General features: G+C 60.9%; 18 protein-coding genes and 1 riboswitch. Of the genes, 12 read left to right on the top strand and 6 right to left on the bottom strand.

Annotated features, from left to right (window positions below; all coding sequences use genetic code 11):
* Window positions 1–40: 40 nt before the first annotated feature.
* The 5 genes from sufB to PR017_RS07345 all read left to right on the top strand — a co-directional run bounded on the left by sufB (window position 41) and on the right by PR017_RS07345 (window position 5,593).
* Window positions 41–1,510, top strand: a complete 1,470-nt coding sequence (sufB, locus tag PR017_RS07365; protein WP_111221905.1) for a Fe-S cluster assembly protein SufB — start codon at window positions 41–43, stop codon at window positions 1,508–1,510.
* A 281-nt stretch (window positions 1,511–1,791) separates the two neighbouring features.
* Window positions 1,792–2,547, top strand: coding sequence for a Fe-S cluster assembly ATPase SufC (sufC, locus tag PR017_RS07360; RefSeq protein ID WP_111221907.1), 756 nt, complete (start codon window positions 1,792–1,794; stop codon window positions 2,545–2,547).
* 22 nt (window positions 2,548–2,569) lie between these two features.
* On the top strand, window positions 2,570–3,844 hold the full coding sequence (gene sufD / locus PR017_RS07355; RefSeq protein WP_111221908.1) for a Fe-S cluster assembly protein SufD: 1,275 nt from the start codon (window positions 2,570–2,572) through the stop codon (window positions 3,842–3,844).
* Window positions 3,845–3,856: 12 nt separating this feature from the next.
* Window positions 3,857–5,098 (top strand): cysteine desulfurase, encoded by a 1,242-nt coding sequence (locus PR017_RS07350; RefSeq protein WP_111222002.1) that lies wholly within the window; start codon window positions 3,857–3,859, stop codon window positions 5,096–5,098.
* A gap of 114 nt (window positions 5,099–5,212) precedes the next feature.
* Window positions 5,213–5,593: an SUF system Fe-S cluster assembly protein gene (locus PR017_RS07345; protein WP_111221909.1), complete on the top strand. Its 381-nt coding sequence runs from the start codon at window positions 5,213–5,215 to the stop codon at window positions 5,591–5,593.
* Here PR017_RS07345 and PR017_RS07340 read toward each other — a convergent pair whose 3' ends face one another.
* A complete protein-coding gene (locus tag PR017_RS07340; RefSeq protein ID WP_111221910.1) occupies window positions 5,594–5,896 on the bottom strand; it encodes an addiction module antidote protein in 303 nt (100 codons plus the stop codon).
* On the bottom strand, window positions 5,893–6,198 hold the full coding sequence (locus PR017_RS07335; protein ID WP_111221911.1) for a type II toxin-antitoxin system RelE/ParE family toxin: 306 nt from the start codon (window positions 6,196–6,198) through the stop codon (window positions 5,893–5,895). The genes PR017_RS07340 and PR017_RS07335 overlap by 4 nt, the downstream gene beginning before the upstream one ends.
* A gap of 190 nt (window positions 6,199–6,388) precedes the next feature.
* Between PR017_RS07335 and sufA the strand changes: the two genes are divergently transcribed.
* Together sufA and PR017_RS07325 are read left to right on the top strand one after the other, a co-directional pair.
* Window positions 6,389–6,781: a Fe-S cluster assembly scaffold SufA gene (gene sufA, locus PR017_RS07330; protein WP_111221912.1), complete on the top strand. Its 393-nt coding sequence runs from the start codon at window positions 6,389–6,391 to the stop codon at window positions 6,779–6,781.
* A gap of 95 nt (window positions 6,782–6,876) precedes the next feature.
* A complete protein-coding gene (locus PR017_RS07325) occupies window positions 6,877–7,500 on the top strand; it encodes a LysE family translocator (protein ID WP_111221913.1) in 624 nt (207 codons plus the stop codon).
* Between the two features lie 35 nt (window positions 7,501–7,535).
* Here PR017_RS07325 and gcvP read toward each other — a convergent pair whose 3' ends face one another.
* From gcvP to gcvT, 3 genes are read right to left on the bottom strand one after another with little or no spacing between them, the layout of a single operon-like run.
* On the bottom strand, window positions 7,536–10,400 hold the full coding sequence (gcvP, locus tag PR017_RS07320) for an aminomethyl-transferring glycine dehydrogenase (RefSeq protein WP_111221914.1): 2,865 nt from the start codon (window positions 10,398–10,400) through the stop codon (window positions 7,536–7,538).
* On the bottom strand, window positions 10,400–10,762 hold the full coding sequence (gene gcvH, locus PR017_RS07315; RefSeq protein WP_111221915.1) for a glycine cleavage system protein GcvH: 363 nt from the start codon (window positions 10,760–10,762) through the stop codon (window positions 10,400–10,402). Before gcvH ends, gcvP begins: the two co-directional genes overlap by 1 nt.
* A 27-nt stretch (window positions 10,763–10,789) precedes the next feature.
* Window positions 10,790–11,926 (bottom strand): glycine cleavage system aminomethyltransferase GcvT, encoded by a 1,137-nt coding sequence (gene gcvT / locus PR017_RS07310; protein ID WP_111221916.1) that lies wholly within the window; start codon window positions 11,924–11,926, stop codon window positions 10,790–10,792.
* 154 nt (window positions 11,927–12,080) lie between these two features.
* A riboswitch (glycine riboswitch) is annotated at window positions 12,081–12,167 on the bottom strand.
* A gap of 180 nt (window positions 12,168–12,347) precedes the next feature.
* On the opposite strand from gcvT, the gene PR017_RS07305 reads away from it, so the two are divergent.
* Complete coding sequence (locus tag PR017_RS07305) at window positions 12,348–12,878, top strand: copper chaperone PCu(A)C (protein ID WP_111221917.1); 531 nt, start codon at window positions 12,348–12,350, stop codon at window positions 12,876–12,878.
* 13 nt (window positions 12,879–12,891) lie between these two features.
* On the opposite strand, the gene PR017_RS07300 is transcribed toward PR017_RS07305, so the two are convergent.
* A complete protein-coding gene (locus PR017_RS07300) occupies window positions 12,892–13,164 on the bottom strand; it encodes a hypothetical protein (RefSeq protein WP_111221918.1) in 273 nt (90 codons plus the stop codon).
* Between the two features lie 155 nt (window positions 13,165–13,319).
* On the opposite strand from PR017_RS07300, the gene crcB reads away from it, so the two are divergent.
* The 4 genes from crcB (at window position 13,320) to PR017_RS07280 (ending at window position 16,279) form a co-directional block, all read left to right on the top strand.
* Window positions 13,320–13,697, top strand: a complete 378-nt coding sequence (gene crcB, locus PR017_RS07295) for a fluoride efflux transporter CrcB (RefSeq protein ID WP_111221919.1) — start codon at window positions 13,320–13,322, stop codon at window positions 13,695–13,697.
* Between the two features lie 135 nt (window positions 13,698–13,832).
* Entirely contained in the window at window positions 13,833–14,828 is a 996-nt protein-coding gene (locus tag PR017_RS07290; RefSeq protein WP_111221920.1) for an RluA family pseudouridine synthase, read from the top strand.
* Entirely contained in the window at window positions 14,825–15,481 is a 657-nt protein-coding gene (locus PR017_RS07285) for an HAD-IA family hydrolase (protein WP_111221921.1), read from the top strand. The genes PR017_RS07290 and PR017_RS07285 overlap by 4 nt, the downstream gene beginning before the upstream one ends.
* A 9-nt stretch (window positions 15,482–15,490) precedes the next feature.
* Window positions 15,491–16,279, top strand: a complete 789-nt coding sequence (locus tag PR017_RS07280; RefSeq protein ID WP_111221922.1) for an ATP12 family chaperone protein — start codon at window positions 15,491–15,493, stop codon at window positions 16,277–16,279.
* The last annotated feature ends 48 nt before the right edge of the window (window positions 16,280–16,327 follow it).

Below are 16,327 nucleotides of genomic sequence, written 5' to 3'. Positions count from 1 at the left end.
AAGCTGCCGGACCTTGTATCCGGCGAGATTGGAGAACGACATGGCTGCCGTCCAGGAAACGATCGATCAGGTTCGCCTGATCGATGTGGACCAATATAAGTATGGTTTCGAGACGATTATCGAAATGGACAAGGCTCCCAAGGGCCTTTCGGAAGAGATCATCCATTTCATTTCTGCCAAGAAGCAGGAGCCGGAATGGATGCTCGCATGGCGTCTCGATGCCTACAAGCGCTGGCTGACGATGGAGGAGCCCGACTGGGCCCGCGTCGACTATCCAAAGATCGATTTCAACGACATCTACTATTATGCCGCGCCAAAAAGCACGCCGGGGCCGAAGTCTATCGACGATGTCGATCCGGAATTGCTGAAGGTCTACGAGAAGCTGGGCATCCCGCTGCGTGAGCAGGAGATTCTCGCCGGCGTCCAGACGTCGCGGATCGCCGTCGATGCCGTGTTTGACAGCGTCTCGGTCGTTACCACGTTCAAGGAGGAACTGAAGAAGGCCGGCGTGATTTTCATGTCGATCTCGGAGGCCATCCGCGAGCATCCCGATCTCATCAAGCAGTATCTCGGCACCGTCGTGCCGACCACCGACAACTATTATGCTACGCTGAACGCCGCCGTGTTCACGGATGGGTCCTTCGTGTTCATTCCGAAGGGCGTTCGCTGCCCGATGGAGCTGTCGACCTATTTCCGCATCAACGAGAAGGGCACCGGCCAGTTCGAGCGGACGCTGATCATCGCCGAAGAAGGCGCCTATGTATCCTATCTCGAGGGCTGCACCGCACCCCAGCGCGACGAAAACCAGCTTCATGCGGCTGTGGTCGAGCTGGTGGCGCTGGACGATGCGCAGATCAAGTATTCGACCGTGCAGAACTGGTATCCGGGCGACAAGGACGGCAAGGGCGGCATCTACAACTTCGTCACCAAGCGCGGCGATTGCCGCGGCGCACGCTCCAAGATCTCCTGGACGCAGGTCGAGACGGGTTCCGCCATCACCTGGAAGTATCCGTCCTGCATCCTGCGCGGCGATGACAGCCGTGGCGAGTTCTACTCGATCGCCGTTTCCAACGGTCATCAGCAGATCGACAGCGGCACCAAGATGATCCATCTCGGCAAGAACACGTCGAGTCGCATCGTCTCCAAGGGCATTGCTGCCGGTGTCTCGCAGAACACCTATCGCGGCCAGGTCTCGGCACACCGCAAGGCGACCAACGCCCGCAACTTCACCCAGTGCGACTCGCTTCTGATCGGCGATCGCTGCGGCGCGCATACCGTGCCCTACATCGAGGCGAAGAACTCCTCTGCGCAATTCGAGCATGAGGCGACCACGTCGAAGATCTCCGAGGACCAGCTGTTCTATTGCCTGCAGCGCGGCATCCCGACTGAAGAAGCGATCGCCCTGATCGTCAACGGCTTCGTCAAGGAAGTCCTGCAGGAACTGCCGATGGAATTTGCGATCGAAGCGCAGAAGCTGATCTCGATTTCGCTTGAGGGCAGTGTGGGTTGATATGAAAGCGACGCGGCCGGGAAACCCAGGGCAGTCGTTCACCGACCACCGCTCTGCAGCCAAGGCCCCACCCCGCAAGTATCGTTACCTTGCGGATCGGATGGGACGGTTCTCGGTCGTCGTCGACGCATTGCTCGGAGCGGATATTTGGCTTTTTTTGGCCAGCCTTTTCTTCCGGCTGATTGTTCTGCTGCTTAAGGTCCTGGCACCCTGAGCGTGCGTAAATTCTGACTGCAGCGCTGCAAAGCGCGCAACGCAAACTTTGAAGATGGATTACAGACATGCTTGAAATCAGAAACCTCCACGCCCGCATCGCCGAAGACGGCACGGAGATCATTCGTGGTCTGAACCTTACGGTGAAGGCTGGCGAAGTCGCTGCCATCATGGGGCCGAACGGCTCCGGCAAGTCGACCTTGTCCTACATCCTCTCCGGTCGCAGCGACTATGAAGTCACCGAGGGCGAGATCCTTTACAACGGCGAGAGCATTCTGGAGCTCGACGCTGCCGAACGTGCTTCCAAGGGCATCTTTCTCGCCTTCCAGTATCCGGTCGAAATCCCGGGCGTGGCCACCATGCAGTTTCTCAAGGTGGCGATGAACGAACAGCGCAAGGCGCGCGGCGAGGAAGAGCTGAAGACGCCTGATTTCATGCGGATGGTGAAGGAGGCGGCGGCGAAGCTGCAGATCGATACCGCTATGCTGAAGCGGCCGCTGAACGTCGGCTTTTCCGGCGGCGAGAAGAAGCGCGCCGAGATCCTGCAGATGGCGCTGCTGCAGCCCAAACTCTGCATCCTAGACGAGACGGATTCGGGCCTCGACATCGACGCCCTGAAGATCGTTGCCGATGGCGTCAACGCGCTGCGGTCTCCGGATCGCGCCACCATCGTCATCACCCACTACCAGCGCTTGCTGGATTACATCGTACCTGACACGGTCCATGTTCTCTACAAGGGCCAGATCATCAAGACCGGCGACAAGACGCTGGCCCACGATCTCGAAGCCAACGGCTACGCCGATATCATTGGCGCTGCAGCCTGATCGGGCGGAAAGGACGACGTCCATGAACATGCAGACGACGACCCGCCTGACGGCAGCCGAATTGGCGCTGATCGAGGCCTACAACACGCAACTCGGCGAACTGCCGGGCAATGGCGACGTTTTCGCGCTGCGCGACCGGTTGCTGGACGAGCTGAAGACGGCCGGCCTGCCGACGCGCCGCGTCGAGGCGTGGCACTATACCGACCTCAAAAACCTGTTGCGCTCGGTGCCGGAAGCAGCAACGTCCGGCCGCGTCGAGGAGCTTGAGCCGCTTGTGCCTGGGTCGGCGGTGCTGACCGTATCGCAAGGTCTGAGCGGTTCCCTGTCGGCGCCTGCCGGCGTGACCGTGCAGCCATACGCCGATAGCCTGATCGACGGCAGCGCGACCGCTGGGCTCGATGCGCTCGACAGGGATGATGCCATCGGGCGTATCAACGGCAGTTTTGTGCGCGACGGCTATGTCGTTGACATCGCTGCGGAGACGAAGCTGGAGGCGCCGCTTGAAATCCAGTTTATCCATGCCGGAGGACAGATGCACAGCCGCTTGCCAGTGACATTCGGTGCCCGCTCCAGTGTCACATTGATCGAGCGTCACCGTGCGGTGACCGCAGATGCCGCGCTTGTCTCGGCCGTCAGCGAAGTTCGCATCGGCGAAGGCGCCGAGGTTACCTGGGTCATCCTGCAGGAGCAGGGCACGGAAGATACCCATCTTGGCCAGATCCGTATTGATCTCGGCAAGGATGCAAAGCTCACGCTGTTCGTCGTCAATGCCGGCGGCAAGCTTGTGCGCCAGGAGCTGCACATCGCTGTCACAGGCGAAGGTGCGGACCTGCAGTTGCGCGGCGTCAACCTCCTCGGCGGAGAGACCCATACGGACGTCACCATGACGCTCGGCCATAACGTGCCGAATACGACGTCTAAGGAAATCATCCGCAACGTTGTATTCGACAGGGCTCGCGGCGTCTTCCAGGGCATGATCCGTGTCGCTCTCGATGCCCAGAAGACCGATGCCAAGATGTCGTGCAACACGCTTCTGCTGTCGGACGATGGTGATTTCTCGGCAAAACCGGAGCTGGAGATCTTTGCCGACGACGTTCAGTGCGGCCACGGCGCGACCGTCATCGATATCAACGACACCCATCTCTACTACCTGATGGCCCGCGGTATTCCCGCCAGCAAGGCACGGGCGATGCTCGTCAGCGCCTTCGTCATCGAGGTGGTCGAGGAACTTGAAAACGAAGCCCTGGTCGGGGCGCTGAAGGGCATTATCTCGACCTGGCTCGAAAAGCACGCCTGATTGGATCCCATGATGGACAAGATCACCACTGCCACCGCTTATGACGTCGAGGCCATCAGACGGGATTTTCCGATCCTGTCGAAAGAGGTCTACGGTAAGCCGCTCGTCTATCTCGACAACGGTGCCTCGGCGCAAAAACCGCAGGTGGTGATCGATGCGATTTCGAATGCCTATTCCAACGAATATGCCAACGTCCATCGCGGACTCCACTATCTCTCGAATGCCGCTACGGAAGCCTACGAGGCGTCGCGTGAAAAAGTGCGACGGTTTCTAAATGCCCCCGGTATCGACGATATCGTGTTTACAAAAAATGCCACCGAGGCGATCAACACCGTCGCCTATGGCTGGGGAATGCCGCATATTGGTGAAGGCGACGAGATCGTGCTGACGATCCTGGAGCATCACTCGAATATCGTGCCGTGGCACTTCATCCGCGAACGGCAGGGCGCCAAGCTGGTCTGGGTGCCGGTCGACGACGAGGGTGCGTTTCATATCGAGGATTTCGAGAAAAGCCTGACCGAGCGCACCAAGCTCGTTGCCATCACACATATGTCGAACGCACTCGGTACTGTCTTGCCGGTCAAGGAAATTTGCCGGATTGCGCATGCGCGCGGCATCCCCGTGCTGGTCGACGGTAGCCAGGGCGCGGTGCATCTGCCGGTGGACGTGCAGGACATGGATTGCGACTGGTACGTGGTGACCGGACACAAGCTCTACGGCCCCTCCGGTATCGGCGTTCTCTACGGCAAGCAGTCGCGCTTGCGCGAGATGCGGCCATTCCAGGGTGGCGGCGAAATGATCATCGACGTCGGCGAGGAGGCGGTGACCTACAACGACCCGCCCCACCGGTTCGAGGCAGGAACCCCACCGATCGTCCAGGCCATCGGGCTCGCCTACGCTCTCGATTACATGGAAAGCATCGGACGCGAGGCAATTGCCCGCCATGAGGCCGATCTGACTGCCTATGCGTCCGAACGCCTGCGCGCCATCAACTCGCTGCGCATCTTCGGCAATGCGCCCGGCAAGGGAGCGATCTTCTCGTTCGAACTGGCCGGCATCCATGCTCACGACGTATCGATGGTGATCGACCGGCAGGGCGTCGCCGTCAGGGCAGGGACCCATTGTGCCCAGCCGCTCTTGAAACGCTTTGGCGTCACCTCCACATGCCGTGCATCGTTCGGCATGTACAATACCCGCGCAGAAGTCGACGCCTTGGCTGATGCGCTCGATCATGCACGAAAATTCTTTGCCTAGAGCATTTCTGCCGTTCATCTACACATAGAAGTGCCCTATCTCTCTGTTTTTACGAATTTCCGGATGTAAAGCCGCTACGTACATTTGCCGGAACTGCTCCAAGGAGTGCCCGAGATGAGCCTGGACAACAGCGAACAGACGACCGACGTGCGCGAAGGCATCGTCCAATCCAGCATTCCGGCCGACGAGCTGGCGCGCCTGAGCGATGATGTCATTGCGGCCCTGAAGACGGTCTACGATCCGGAAATCCCGGCTGATATCTTCGAACTTGGTCTTATCTACAAGATCGACATTGAGGACGACCGTATGGTGAAGATCATGATGACGCTGACCGCTCCCGGCTGCCCGGTTGCCGGCGAGATGCCCGGCTGGGTCGAGAACGCCGTCGGTGCCGTGGAAGGCATTTCCGGCGTCGAGGTCGGCATGACCTTCGACCCGCCATGGACGCCGGCCCGGATGTCGGAAGAAGCCCAGGTTTCCGTCGGCTGGTATTGATCAGGCAGCGCCCTGGTTGGACCGCGAGACTGGAGCAAGGCCGAGGCCAAGTGCCTTCATGACCTTGATAATGGTCGCAAATTCCGGATTGCCTTCGCCGCTCAGCGATTTGTAGAGGGCAGCCCGGCTCATTCCGACATCGCGGGCGAGAGCGCTCATGTTTCGGGTTTTGGCAATCACCCCAAGACTTTTGGCGATGAAGGCCGGGTCCTCGGTTTCGAACGCCGCGGCGAGAAATTCGTCGACCGCACTCTCGCTGTCGAGAACCTCGGACGCGTCGAAAAGTTTGGTGTCTAATATCATTTGTTGCGCTCCTTCCATTCTGCACAAAGGCGCTTTGCTTCGATGATGTCTCTTCGCTGTGTACTCTTGTCGCCGCCGACGAGAAGAACGACAAGCACCGATCGCCGTCTGAGGAAATAGATCCTGTAGCCCGGCCCGTAGTCGATACGCATTTCCTCGACGCCATCTCCGACAGCTTTGACGTCACCCAGGTTACCGTCTTCCGCGCGCAAAATGCGCGATGCAATGCGAGCGGCGGCGCGACGATCCTTCAGTCGCATAATCCACTGCTGGAAGATTTCGGTGCGCTGGATAACGAACACAGGAAATGTACTCCATAGAGTGCATATTGTACAGTTACAGAGTTCAGGGCTCGGCGCAACGAATTACTGGCCGCCTTGTGTGCGGCTGCCGATTGTATCGAGATTGCTATTGAAGCCTTAAGCCGCTCGGCTTAAATTGATGCGACGAAGCACCGGGCCTTGAACCCGGTTGCCACAGGAGACTATGCCGATGGGCTTTGCAGTTATGACCATTACCGAAAGCGCGGCGGATCGCGTGAAGGCGATCGTCGGAAATTCCGGGCCGGATGCCAAGGGCGTCCGCGTCGGCATCAAGAAGGGTGGCTGCGCCGGGATGGAATATACCATCGACATGGTGACCGAAGCCAATCCCAAGGACGACCTGATCGAGCGCGATGGGGCCAAGGTCTGGATCGAGCCGTCCGCTGTACTCTATCTGCTCGGAACCGAGATGGGCTTTGAGATGACGACGCTGCGCTCCGGCTTCACCTTTACCAATCCCAACCAGACTTCTGCCTGTGGCTGTGGCGAATCGGTTGAACTGAAGCCCGCGGATCTCGCAGCTCTTGCCTCCCAGCGCGAGGCGTCTGTTGCAGCCATCTGATCTTTTAGTGCCGCCGTTGGACAAAGGCCGCCGTTTCGGGCGGCCTTTGCATTTCGTGCTCCATTCACTGCTGCCGACAGGACCGGTGATGTAGCATGTGGCTGATACTGTTTCTGAAGGGCGCGCTGCTCGGGGTCATCATCACTGCACCGCCGGGGCCGATCGGTACCTTGTGCATCAACCGTACGCTGGAACGCGGTTTCTGGGCCGGCGCCGCACTGGGTCTCGGGACGGCGCTCGGCGATGCGAGCTACGCGCTGGTTGCCGTTGGCGGGCTGGCGATTTTTGCAGATGTGCTCGCCAAGATTGCTCTGCCGCTGGCATTCTGTGGCGGAGTGCTATTGATCTGGCTTGGCTACAAGAGCCTCGGCCGCGACCCGATTGCGGCTGCGGATATTGGTGCCGCCGATCTTTTTCGAACGACTGTCGCGACGTTCTTCCTGACCATTTCCAATCCGGCGACGATCATTTCCTTCGGTGCACTTTTTGCAGCCTTCGGCCTCGCCCATGAGAGCAGCGCTGAGAATGCGGCTTTCATCGTCGGGGGAGCGTTTACGGGCTCGGTTGCCTGGTGGCTATTCCTCAGCGGTGCGGTTCGACTGGCGCGAGACCGGCTGTCGGATCTGTTTGCCGCCAAGGTCGGGCGGGTCTCGGCCTACCTGCTGATCGGCTTCGGTGCACTGGCGCTTTGCGTTGCGACCTACAAGTTCTTCGCTTGAAAAATGGCCCCGGTTCGATCCGGGGCCATCTGTCTCTATTCTGCCGCTTCGGCGTAATCCTCGACGGGCGGGCATGTGCAGATGAGGTTGCGGTCGCCGTAGACGTTGTCGACGCGGTTGACCGGTGACCAGTATTTGTCCACGCGGAAGGCGCCGGGCGGATAGCAGGCCTGGTCGCGGGAGTAGGGACGATTCCATTCGCCGACGAGGTCTTCGACCGTGTGCGGCGCATTTTTCAACGGGTTGTTCGTCCTGTCCATCCGGCCGTCCTCGATGGCGCGGGCCTCGTCGCGGATGGCGAGCATGGCTGCACAGAAGCGGTCCAGTTCGGCCTTGGTTTCCGACTCGGTCGGCTCGATCATCAGCGTGCCGGCCACCGGCCAGCTCATTGTCGGCGCATGGAAGCCGCAATCGATCAGCCGCTTGGCAACGTCGTCGACGGTCACGCCGGCGCTGTCGACCAGCGGCCGCGTGTCGATGATGCACTCGTGCGCCACACGACCTGCCTTCGATGTGTAGAGCACCGGATAGGCGTCCTTCAATCGGGCCGCGATGTAGTTGGCGTTTAGGATCGCCACTTTCGTTGCCTGCGTCAGGCCTTCGCCGCCCATCATCAGGCAATAGCTCCAGGATATCGGCAGTATCGATGCAGAGCCGAAGGCTGCAGCAGAGACGGCGCCGGGGCGACCGTCCGTCTGCGGGTGGCCCGGCAGGTAGGCTGCGAGATGCGCCTTGACGCCGATCGGGCCCATACCGGGACCCCCGCCGCCATGCGGGATGCAGAAGGTCTTGTGCAGGTTCAGATGACTAACGTCGGAACCGATATCGCCGGGGCGTGACAGGCCGACCATAGCGTTCATGTTGGCGCCGTCGAGATAGACCTGGCCACCGTGCTGGTGGACCAGGTCGCAGATCTCCTTCACCGTCTCCTCGAACACGCCGTGGGTCGAGGGGTAGGTGATCATGCAGCAGGAAAGGTTTGCCGCATGCTGCTCTGCCTTGGCGCGGAAATCGGCCATGTCGATATCGCCGTCGTCGCCGACCTTGACGATCACCACCTTCATGCCGGCCATCTGTGCCGAGGCGGGATTGGTGCCGTGCGCAGAGGTAGGGATCAGGCAGACGTCGCGATGATCGTCGCCGTTGGCGCGGTGGTAGTTGCGGATGGTCAGCAGGCCGGCATATTCGCCCTGCGCCCCTGAGTTCGGCTGCATCGAGAAGGCATCGTAGCCGGTGACGGCGCAGAGCTTTTCGGTGAGGTCGTCGAGCATGGCGCGGTAGCCGAGCGCCTGGTCGTCCGGCACGAACGGGTGGATATCGGCAAATTCCGGCCAGCTGATGGGCAGCATCTCGGCGGTGGCGTTCAGTTTCATCGTGCAGGAGCCGAGCGGGATCATCGACCGGTCGAGCGCGAGGTCGCGGTCCGACAGCCGCCGGATGTAGCGGGTCATTTCGCTTTCGGCGCGGTTCATGTGGAAGATCGGATGCGTCAGGTAGGGGCTGGTGCGCAGCAGGTCCTTGGGCAGGCGATATTCCGGGGCGAAGTCGGCGAGCTCGAACGTGCCGCCGAAGGCACGCCAGACGGCTTCCAGCGTCGCCGGGCGGGTCCGCTCGTCGAGGCTCATGCCGATCCGGGTTTCGCCGATCTTGCGCAGGTTGACGCCCTCGGCGACGGCGGCGCGCAGGATGAGCGCCTGCATATGGCCGACATCGACGGTGATGGTGTCGAAGAAGGTCTCGGGCTCGATGGTGTAGCCCAGCTTTTCAAGGCCCTTGGCCATCAACACGGCTTTCTGATGCACCTGCTGGGCGATAGCCTTGATGCCCTGGGGACCGTGGAAGACCGCGTACATCGACGCCATGACGGCGAGGAGCACCTGGGCGGTGCAGATGTTGGACGTCGCCTTTTCGCGGCGGATATGCTGTTCGCGCGTTTGCAGCGAGAGGCGATAGGCGCGGTTGCCGCGGGCGTCGAGCGAGACGCCGACCAGGCGGCCGGGCATCGAGCGCTTGTGTACATCCTTGACGGCCATGTAGGCGGCATGTGGGCCGCCGTATCCGACGGGTACGCCGAAGCGCTGCGACGAGCCGATGGCGATATCGGCACCCATTTCGCCGGGGGACTTCAGCAGCGTCAGGGCCAGAATGTCGGCGGCAACAACGGCGATCGCGCCGGTCTGGTGTAATCTCGAGATCAGGCCGGTGAAATCGTGGATGTGGCCATGGGTGCCGGGATACTGGAAGATGGCGCCGAAGACATCGACGGGGTCGAGATCGGTGAATGGGTTGCCTGTTATGACCTGCCAACCCAGAGGCTCGGCGCGGGTCTCGATCAATGCGATTGTCTGCGGATGGCATGCGGCATCGATGAAGAATGCCTTGGCCTTCGATTTCGACACGCGCTTGGCCATCGCCATGGCTTCGGCGGCCGCTGTGGCCTCATCCAGAAGCGAGGCGTTGGCGACGTCGAGGCCGGTCAGGTCGGTGATCATGGTCTGGTAGTTCAGCAGCGCCTCTAACCGGCCTTGGCTGATTTCCGGCTGATACGGCGTGTAGGCCGTGTACCAGGCGGGGTTCTCCAAAATGGTCCGCTGGATCACCGGCGGCGTGATCGTGCCGTAGTAGCCCTGGCCGATCAGAGAAACGAGCAGCTTGTTCTTGTTGGCTGTCTCGCGCAGCTTGTCGAGCGCCTCGCGTTCGGTCATCGCCGGTCCCCAGGCGAGCGGCGCCGCCTGGCGGATGGCTGGCGGCACGGTGGCGTCGATCAGCGCATCGAGGCTCTTGTAGCCGAGGACCTTCAGCATCGCCGACATTTCCTCGGGCGAAGGACCGATGTGACGGCGGTTGGCGAAATCATACGGCTGGTAGTCCGTAAAGGTAAACTCAGTCGGCGTATTCATCAGGCGGTGAGCTCCTTGTACGCGGCTTCGTCCAGTAGCGTGTCGACATCGGAGGTATTGGCGAGCTTCAGCTTGAAGAACCAGCCCTTGCCCATCGGGTCGGAGTTGACCAGCGACGGATCTGCGACAATCGCTTCGTTGACTTCGGTGATTTCACCGTCGAGCGGGGAGTAGACGTCGGAGGCGGCCTTGACGCTCTCGACCGTCGCAGCATTTCCGGCCTTCGTAAGAGTGGCGCCGATCTCCGGCAGTTCGACGAAAACGAGGTCACCAAGCTGGTCGACGGCGTAGGTGGTAATGCCGACCGTGGCGATGCCGCCTTCGATGCTCAGCCATTCGTGCTCTTCGGTGAACTTCAACATGGAAATATCCTCTCTGGGGAACCGGTTTTAGCGTTTGTAAGTCGGGGTGATGAAGGGAAGGGCGGTGACGACGAGGGGCAGGAATTTCCCACGCACTTCGGCGAAAATCGGTGTTCCGGGCGTAGCGAGATCTGTCGGCACATAGCCCATGGCCACGGGGCCATCGACGCTGGGGCCGAAGCCGCCGGAAGTGACCTCGCCGATCTCCGTCGAGCCTTCGGCATCGCTGTAAAGTTTGGCATGGCCGCGAACCGGCGCCTTGCCCTCCGGCTTCAGTCCCACGCGGCGGCGCGACGCCCCGTGGTCGAGTTCGGCGAGGATACGTTCCGCACCCGGAAAGCCACCGGCACGGGCTCCGCCGTTGCGACGGACTTTCTGGATCGCCCATTCCAGCCCTGCCTCGACGGGCGATGTGGTGGTGTCGATGTCGTTGCCATAGAGGCAGAGGCCGGCCTCGAGCCGGAGGGAATCGCGGGCGCCGAGGCCGATCGGCTGCACGTCGGGATGGTCGAGCATCCATTTCGCCACCGTTTCGGCCTTGTCTGCCGGAATGGAAATCTCGAAACCGTCCTCGCCGCTATAGCCGGAACGCGACACCAGGCAGGGTACGTCGTGCAGGCCGACATCGCGGATATCCATGAACTTCATTTCCGAGAGACCCGGCCAGAGCTCCGACAGCGCTGCCTGCGCACGTGGACCCTGCAGCGCAACGAGGGCGCGGTCCAGCAACGTGATCTCGCAGCGATCACCGAGATGTTTCTGCAGATGGGCGAGATCGGCGTCCTTGCAGCCGGCGTTGACGATGACGAACAGGTGGTCGCCACGATTGGCAATCATCAGGTCGTCGAGAATTGCGCCGCTGTCATCGGTAAAGAAGCCGTAGCGTTGACGTCCCGCCTTGAGGCCGAGGATGTCGACGGGCACCAAGGTCTCGAGCGCCAAGGCCGCATCCTCGTAAGTTCCTGAACGGGCACGGATGATAATCTGGCCCATGTGCGACACATCGAAGAGACCTGCGGCTGAGCGCGTCTGCAGATGCTCCTTGAGGACACCGGCCGGATATTGCACCGGCATGTCGTATCCGGCGAAAGGCACCATGCGGGCACCCAGCGCAATGTGCAGCTGGTGCAGTGCTGTCTTTTTCAGGGCAACTGTCTCGGTCAAACGACGCCTCCGGCGTTTGCACTTCTCTCGAAGCGCGGGCTCATGGATCCGGCGCAATGGCGCCTTGGTGATGAGCCCCCTCTGTCCGTTCGCCTGAGATTGTTATCCCTTCGGCGAGCACCGTCAACGCGGCGCCTCTCTCCAGAGTTTCGTCTGCCCCCGACTGGTCCTTGGGCCTGAGAGTTTCCGGGGCGGTTGCTCCTTCGGCACCGGCATAGCCGGATTCTCCCAATCGGGTTGTCAGCCATTATCGGGCGGGCGCTGGCGTTGGCAAGCGGAAATGTCGCGAACCGGCAGTTTTTTGTCGCGGCGTCCGGCATTCGCAATGCCTGCGCGGCAGCGTTGCAAGTTCGGGTCAAACATCCCATCATCAGAAGATCGCATACGATGTGAAACGTGCATCGACAGCCTGGAGAACGCCATGCAGAAACACCGCTCCCTCAGAGTTTTAGCGCTCGCCGTGGTGCTGCTTGCGTCGGGATGCTCGATAGTGCTGGCGCAGAGCAGTGACATGAAAAATATGCCTGGCATGGCGATGTCCAGCCCGGAACCTGCCGGCACTGCGGCGGTCAAGGCAGGCGATCTCGACATCACCGGTGGCTATGTCAGGGCGATGTTGCCGGGGCAGCCGGTCGGCGGCGGATACGTGACGATCCACAATGGTGGCAGCAGCCAAGAGCGGCTGGTCTCCGTCTCGTCTCCGGCGGCAGCGAAAGTCGAGCTTCACGAAATGACGATGAAGGACAACATCATGCGGATGCGCGAACTGAAGGATGGCATCGTGATTGCCCCGGGCGCGACGGTTGTGCTGTCGCCGAACACGCTTCACATGATGTTCAAGCAAGTGAGTATGCCCTTCAGGCAGGGCGGTATCGTGCCGGTTACGCTGACGTTTGAAAAAGCCGGAGCGGTTTCGATGTCGGTGCCGGTCGGGTCAGCGAGCGGCAAATAGGCGGAACGGCAAGTCAGTCGTTCTCGGCGTAGGAATCCAGCGCGTGCTGGAGCGTGGAGCGAGGCTGGCGGCTGCCTTCGTTCATCAGGTCGAGGCCGATGGTCGTTGCCTGAATGATTGGCGAAATGCTTTCGACATCGCTGTCGTCGACACCATCCCGCAATCGGCGCAGCGCTTCCTTGCGGGCAGTCCGCTCGGCGATGGCAGGCGGAACCAGCGTCGGCTGTTTGGTCATGTCAGCGGCCCAGGATGCCATGTAGGCGGAAACGTTGACGACTTCGACCATTACGAGATGTCCAGACGGAGAACCATATGGCACCTTATCGCGACGATCTTCTTGCGCGCTGAAGAAAACCGGTGGTATTTTATGGATCGCCAAACGAATGAGGCTTTGCCGATTTCCACCTTGGCAGCATCGCAATCGTCCGGTAGCAACACCTCATGTTTCAAGTTCTTCTGGTCGCCTTCGGCGGCGCAATCGGGTCCGTCCTCAGATATTATGTCGGCATCTGGAATTTCAGGATCGGGGGGCCGGCTTTCCCCTGGGGCACGCTGACGGTCAACGTCGTCGGCTCTTTCATCATCGGCATATTCGCCGAGGTCATCGCTCGCAAATATGGCGGATCGGACAATCTGCGCCTCTTGCTGATGACCGGGCTGGTCGGCGGTTTCACCACATTCTCTGCCTTTTCACTCGACACCATCGCCTTGGCCGAGCGTGGCGATGTCGGCCTTGCCTTATTATATGTTTTCGTGAGCGTCGGCGTTTCGCTTTGCACGGTCTTTGCAGGTCTCTCGGTGGCCCGCGCCCTGACCTGATCTGGCAAAACCCGGTCGCAAAGCGTAACAAACGACCAATGACGACGATTCCGGTTTCCACTTTGCCGGAAAATGCTCTAAAGCGACGGCAAAAGGCCGGCTTAGGCCGAGACCTCATCGTTTGAAAGAAGAAGCATGGCCGGGATTGAGCATAGACTAGTGGAGCCGGAAGAGTCGGGCATGCGCCTTGACCGCTGGTTCAAGGTGCATTTTCCGGGACTCGGATTCGGGCAACTGCAGAAACTGCTTCGCTCCGGCCAGGTGCGGGTCGATGGCGGACGCGTCAAGACTGACGCGCGCGTCCAGTACGGCCAGACCGTCCGCATTCCGCCGATGGATATCGACGAGAAGATCATCAAGGGCGGCCCGATCAGCGGCGGTGACCTGAAGAACGACGATGATGGCGACCTCCTGGCCCGCATGCTGCTGCACGAGGACGAGAAAGTCTTCGTACTCAACAAGCCGGCCGGCCTTGCCGTGCAGGGCGGCTCCGGCCTTCACCGTCATCTCGACAAGATGCTCGAAGCCTGGACCAGCAAGAAGGGCGAAAAGCCGCGCCTGGTGCACCGCCTCGACCGCGACACGACCGGTGTGATCGTTGTCGCCCGCACCCGCGGTGCAGCACAGAAGCTGACAGCGGCGTTTCGCGAGCGCGATACGAAGAAGACGTACTGGGCGCTGGTCAAGGGCGTACCGCGCAAGCACGAGGACAAGATCTCCAGCTGGCTGGTGAAGGAAGCGACACCGGACGGCGACCGGATGCGGATCGCCAAGCACGGCGAAGACGGCGCCGATCACGCGATCAGCTACTATCGTGTGCTGGAAACAGCGGCGCAGACGATGGCATGGCTCGAGATGGAGCCATACACCGGCCGTACCCACCAGTTGCGCGTTCATGCGCTGGGAATGGGCCATCCGATCATTGGCGACCCGAAATATTTCGAGGAAGACCACAACTGGCCTTTCCCGGGCGGTATCCAGAAGCGGCTGCATCTGCATGCCCGCCACATCGATATACCGCACCCGAACGGCGGACGGCTGCGCGTGACGGCACCATTGCCGCCACACATGGTGCAGAGCTGGAACCTGCTCGGCTTCGATCTCTCGCCCTATGAAAACAACGAAGAATGAAGCTCGTTCTCTTTGACTGCGACGGTACGCTCGTCGACAGCGCGCGCCTGATCCATGAGGTGATGGCCCGGACCTTCGTCGATTTCAAGCACAAGCGGCCGGACATCGCCTCGACCAAGTCGATCATCGGCCTGACGCTCGATATCGCCATTGCCCGCATGCTGGGCCGTCAGCATGTCGACGACGAGGCGGTGGCCATGATGGCTCACTACAAGACCATCTACACCGATGTGCGCGATGAGCCCGGCATGGATACACCGTTGTTCGACGGTATCCGGCCGTTGATCGATACGCTGGTTGCGCGCGGCGACGCGCTGACGATCGGCGCAGTCACCGGCAAATCACGTCGCGGGCTGACGGAGATCCTGCACATGCACGGCCTTGCGCCGCATTTCGTTGTCTCGCGCACTGCCGACGATTGCCCGTCGAAGCCGCATCCAGCCATGGTGACGGAATGCTGCGAGGAGACCGGCATCTCTGCACATGATACGGTTGTCATCGGCGACGCGATCTACGACATGCAGATGGCCAAGGCCGCCGGCGCAACGGCGATAGGCGTCGCCTGGGGCTATGCCGCAATAGAAGACTTGCTTGCAAGCGGTGCAGACGCCATCGCCCACCATCCGAACGACCTGCTGAGCCATATTGTCTGAGGCTATCCGATGCGCGAAGATCTGACAGATTTCACCCAGCAGCTGAGCGATCCCGACCCGGTTCGCCGTGCACAGATTGCCATGAAGAAGCCGCTGCCGAAGCGCTTCTACAAGGAGGTCGGTGTTCGTCGGGACGAGGGTGGCTTTGCAGTGGAACTCGACGGTCGTCCCGTGAAGACGCCGGCCCGCAACGCGCTGAACGTCGCAAACGCCTTGCTGGCAGATCGGATCGCCGACGAATGGCGCGCCCAGACTGATTTCATCGACCCGATGACGATGCCGGTCACGCGGCTTGTCAACACGGCGCTGGATGGGATTGCCAAGGATCCGAAGGCCGTTTCCGACGATATCGTCCGATACAGCGGCATCGATCTCATCTGCTACCGGGCGCATACGCCAACCGAACTGGTCCGGCGCCAGGCAGAGCGCTGGGACCCCGTGCTCGACTGGGCGGCTGCGACATTCGGGGCCCGGTTTCTGCTGGCCGAAGGCGTGATGCATCGGGAGCAGCCGAAAGACGCCATCGACAAATTCGAATCAGCGCTCTCGAAATACGGAAACCCGCTGCAGCTGGCAGGCCTTCATACCCTGACGACGCTGACGGGATCGGCGATCCTCACACTGGCGTTTGCCGAGGGATATCTTCCGGCAGAAGAAAGCTGGTCGCTGGCACATCTCGATGAGGACTGGACGAGCGAACAGTGGGGCAGCGATGCAGAAGCGGAGCACCGACGGTCGCTGCGGTTTGCCGAATTTCTCACTGCTGCCGAGGTTTTTCGTCACTCTTTGGCGGAATAGTGTTGATTTGCAATCCGTTATAGCGAAGGTTGAGGCCTAACGGGCGTA

Origin of the sequence: Rhizobium tumorigenes (assembly GCF_003240565.2) — a bacterium.
Classification (GTDB): Bacteria; Pseudomonadota; Alphaproteobacteria; order Rhizobiales; family Rhizobiaceae; genus Rhizobium; species Rhizobium tumorigenes.
Note: the sequence above shows the minus strand (reverse complement) of the source record. Positions and strands in the feature narration are given on the sequence as shown.

Bases quoted from the DNA above. Each gene is read 5' to 3' on its own strand.
- sufB (WP_111221905.1), top strand. From the start codon at position 41: ATGGCTGCCGTCCAGGAAACGATCGATCAGGTTCGCCTGATCGATGTG.
- sufC (WP_111221907.1), top strand. From the start codon at position 1,792: ATGCTTGAAATCAGAAACCTCCACGCCCGCATCGCCGAAGACGGCACG.
- sufD (WP_111221908.1), top strand. From the start codon at position 2,570: ATGAACATGCAGACGACGACCCGCCTGACGGCAGCCGAATTGGCGCTG.
- PR017_RS07350 (WP_111222002.1), top strand. From the start codon at position 3,857: ATGGACAAGATCACCACTGCCACCGCTTATGACGTCGAGGCCATCAGA.
- PR017_RS07345 (WP_111221909.1), top strand. From the start codon at position 5,213: ATGAGCCTGGACAACAGCGAACAGACGACCGACGTGCGCGAAGGCATC.
- PR017_RS07340 (WP_111221910.1), bottom strand. From the start codon at position 5,896: ATGATATTAGACACCAAACTTTTCGACGCGTCCGAGGTTCTCGACAGC.
- sufA (WP_111221912.1), top strand. From the start codon at position 6,389: ATGGGCTTTGCAGTTATGACCATTACCGAAAGCGCGGCGGATCGCGTG.
- PR017_RS07325 (WP_111221913.1), top strand. From the start codon at position 6,877: ATGTGGCTGATACTGTTTCTGAAGGGCGCGCTGCTCGGGGTCATCATC.
- gcvP (WP_111221914.1), bottom strand. From the start codon at position 10,400: ATGAATACGCCGACTGAGTTTACCTTTACGGACTACCAGCCGTATGAT.
- gcvH (WP_111221915.1), bottom strand. From the start codon at position 10,762: ATGTTGAAGTTCACCGAAGAGCACGAATGGCTGAGCATCGAAGGCGGC.
- PR017_RS07305 (WP_111221917.1), top strand. From the start codon at position 12,348: ATGCAGAAACACCGCTCCCTCAGAGTTTTAGCGCTCGCCGTGGTGCTG.
- PR017_RS07300 (WP_111221918.1), bottom strand. From the start codon at position 13,164: ATGGTCGAAGTCGTCAACGTTTCCGCCTACATGGCATCCTGGGCCGCT.
- crcB (WP_111221919.1), top strand. From the start codon at position 13,320: ATGTTTCAAGTTCTTCTGGTCGCCTTCGGCGGCGCAATCGGGTCCGTC.
- PR017_RS07290 (WP_111221920.1), top strand. From the start codon at position 13,833: ATGGCCGGGATTGAGCATAGACTAGTGGAGCCGGAAGAGTCGGGCATG.
- PR017_RS07285 (WP_111221921.1), top strand. From the start codon at position 14,825: ATGAAGCTCGTTCTCTTTGACTGCGACGGTACGCTCGTCGACAGCGCG.
- PR017_RS07280 (WP_111221922.1), top strand. From the start codon at position 15,491: ATGCGCGAAGATCTGACAGATTTCACCCAGCAGCTGAGCGATCCCGAC.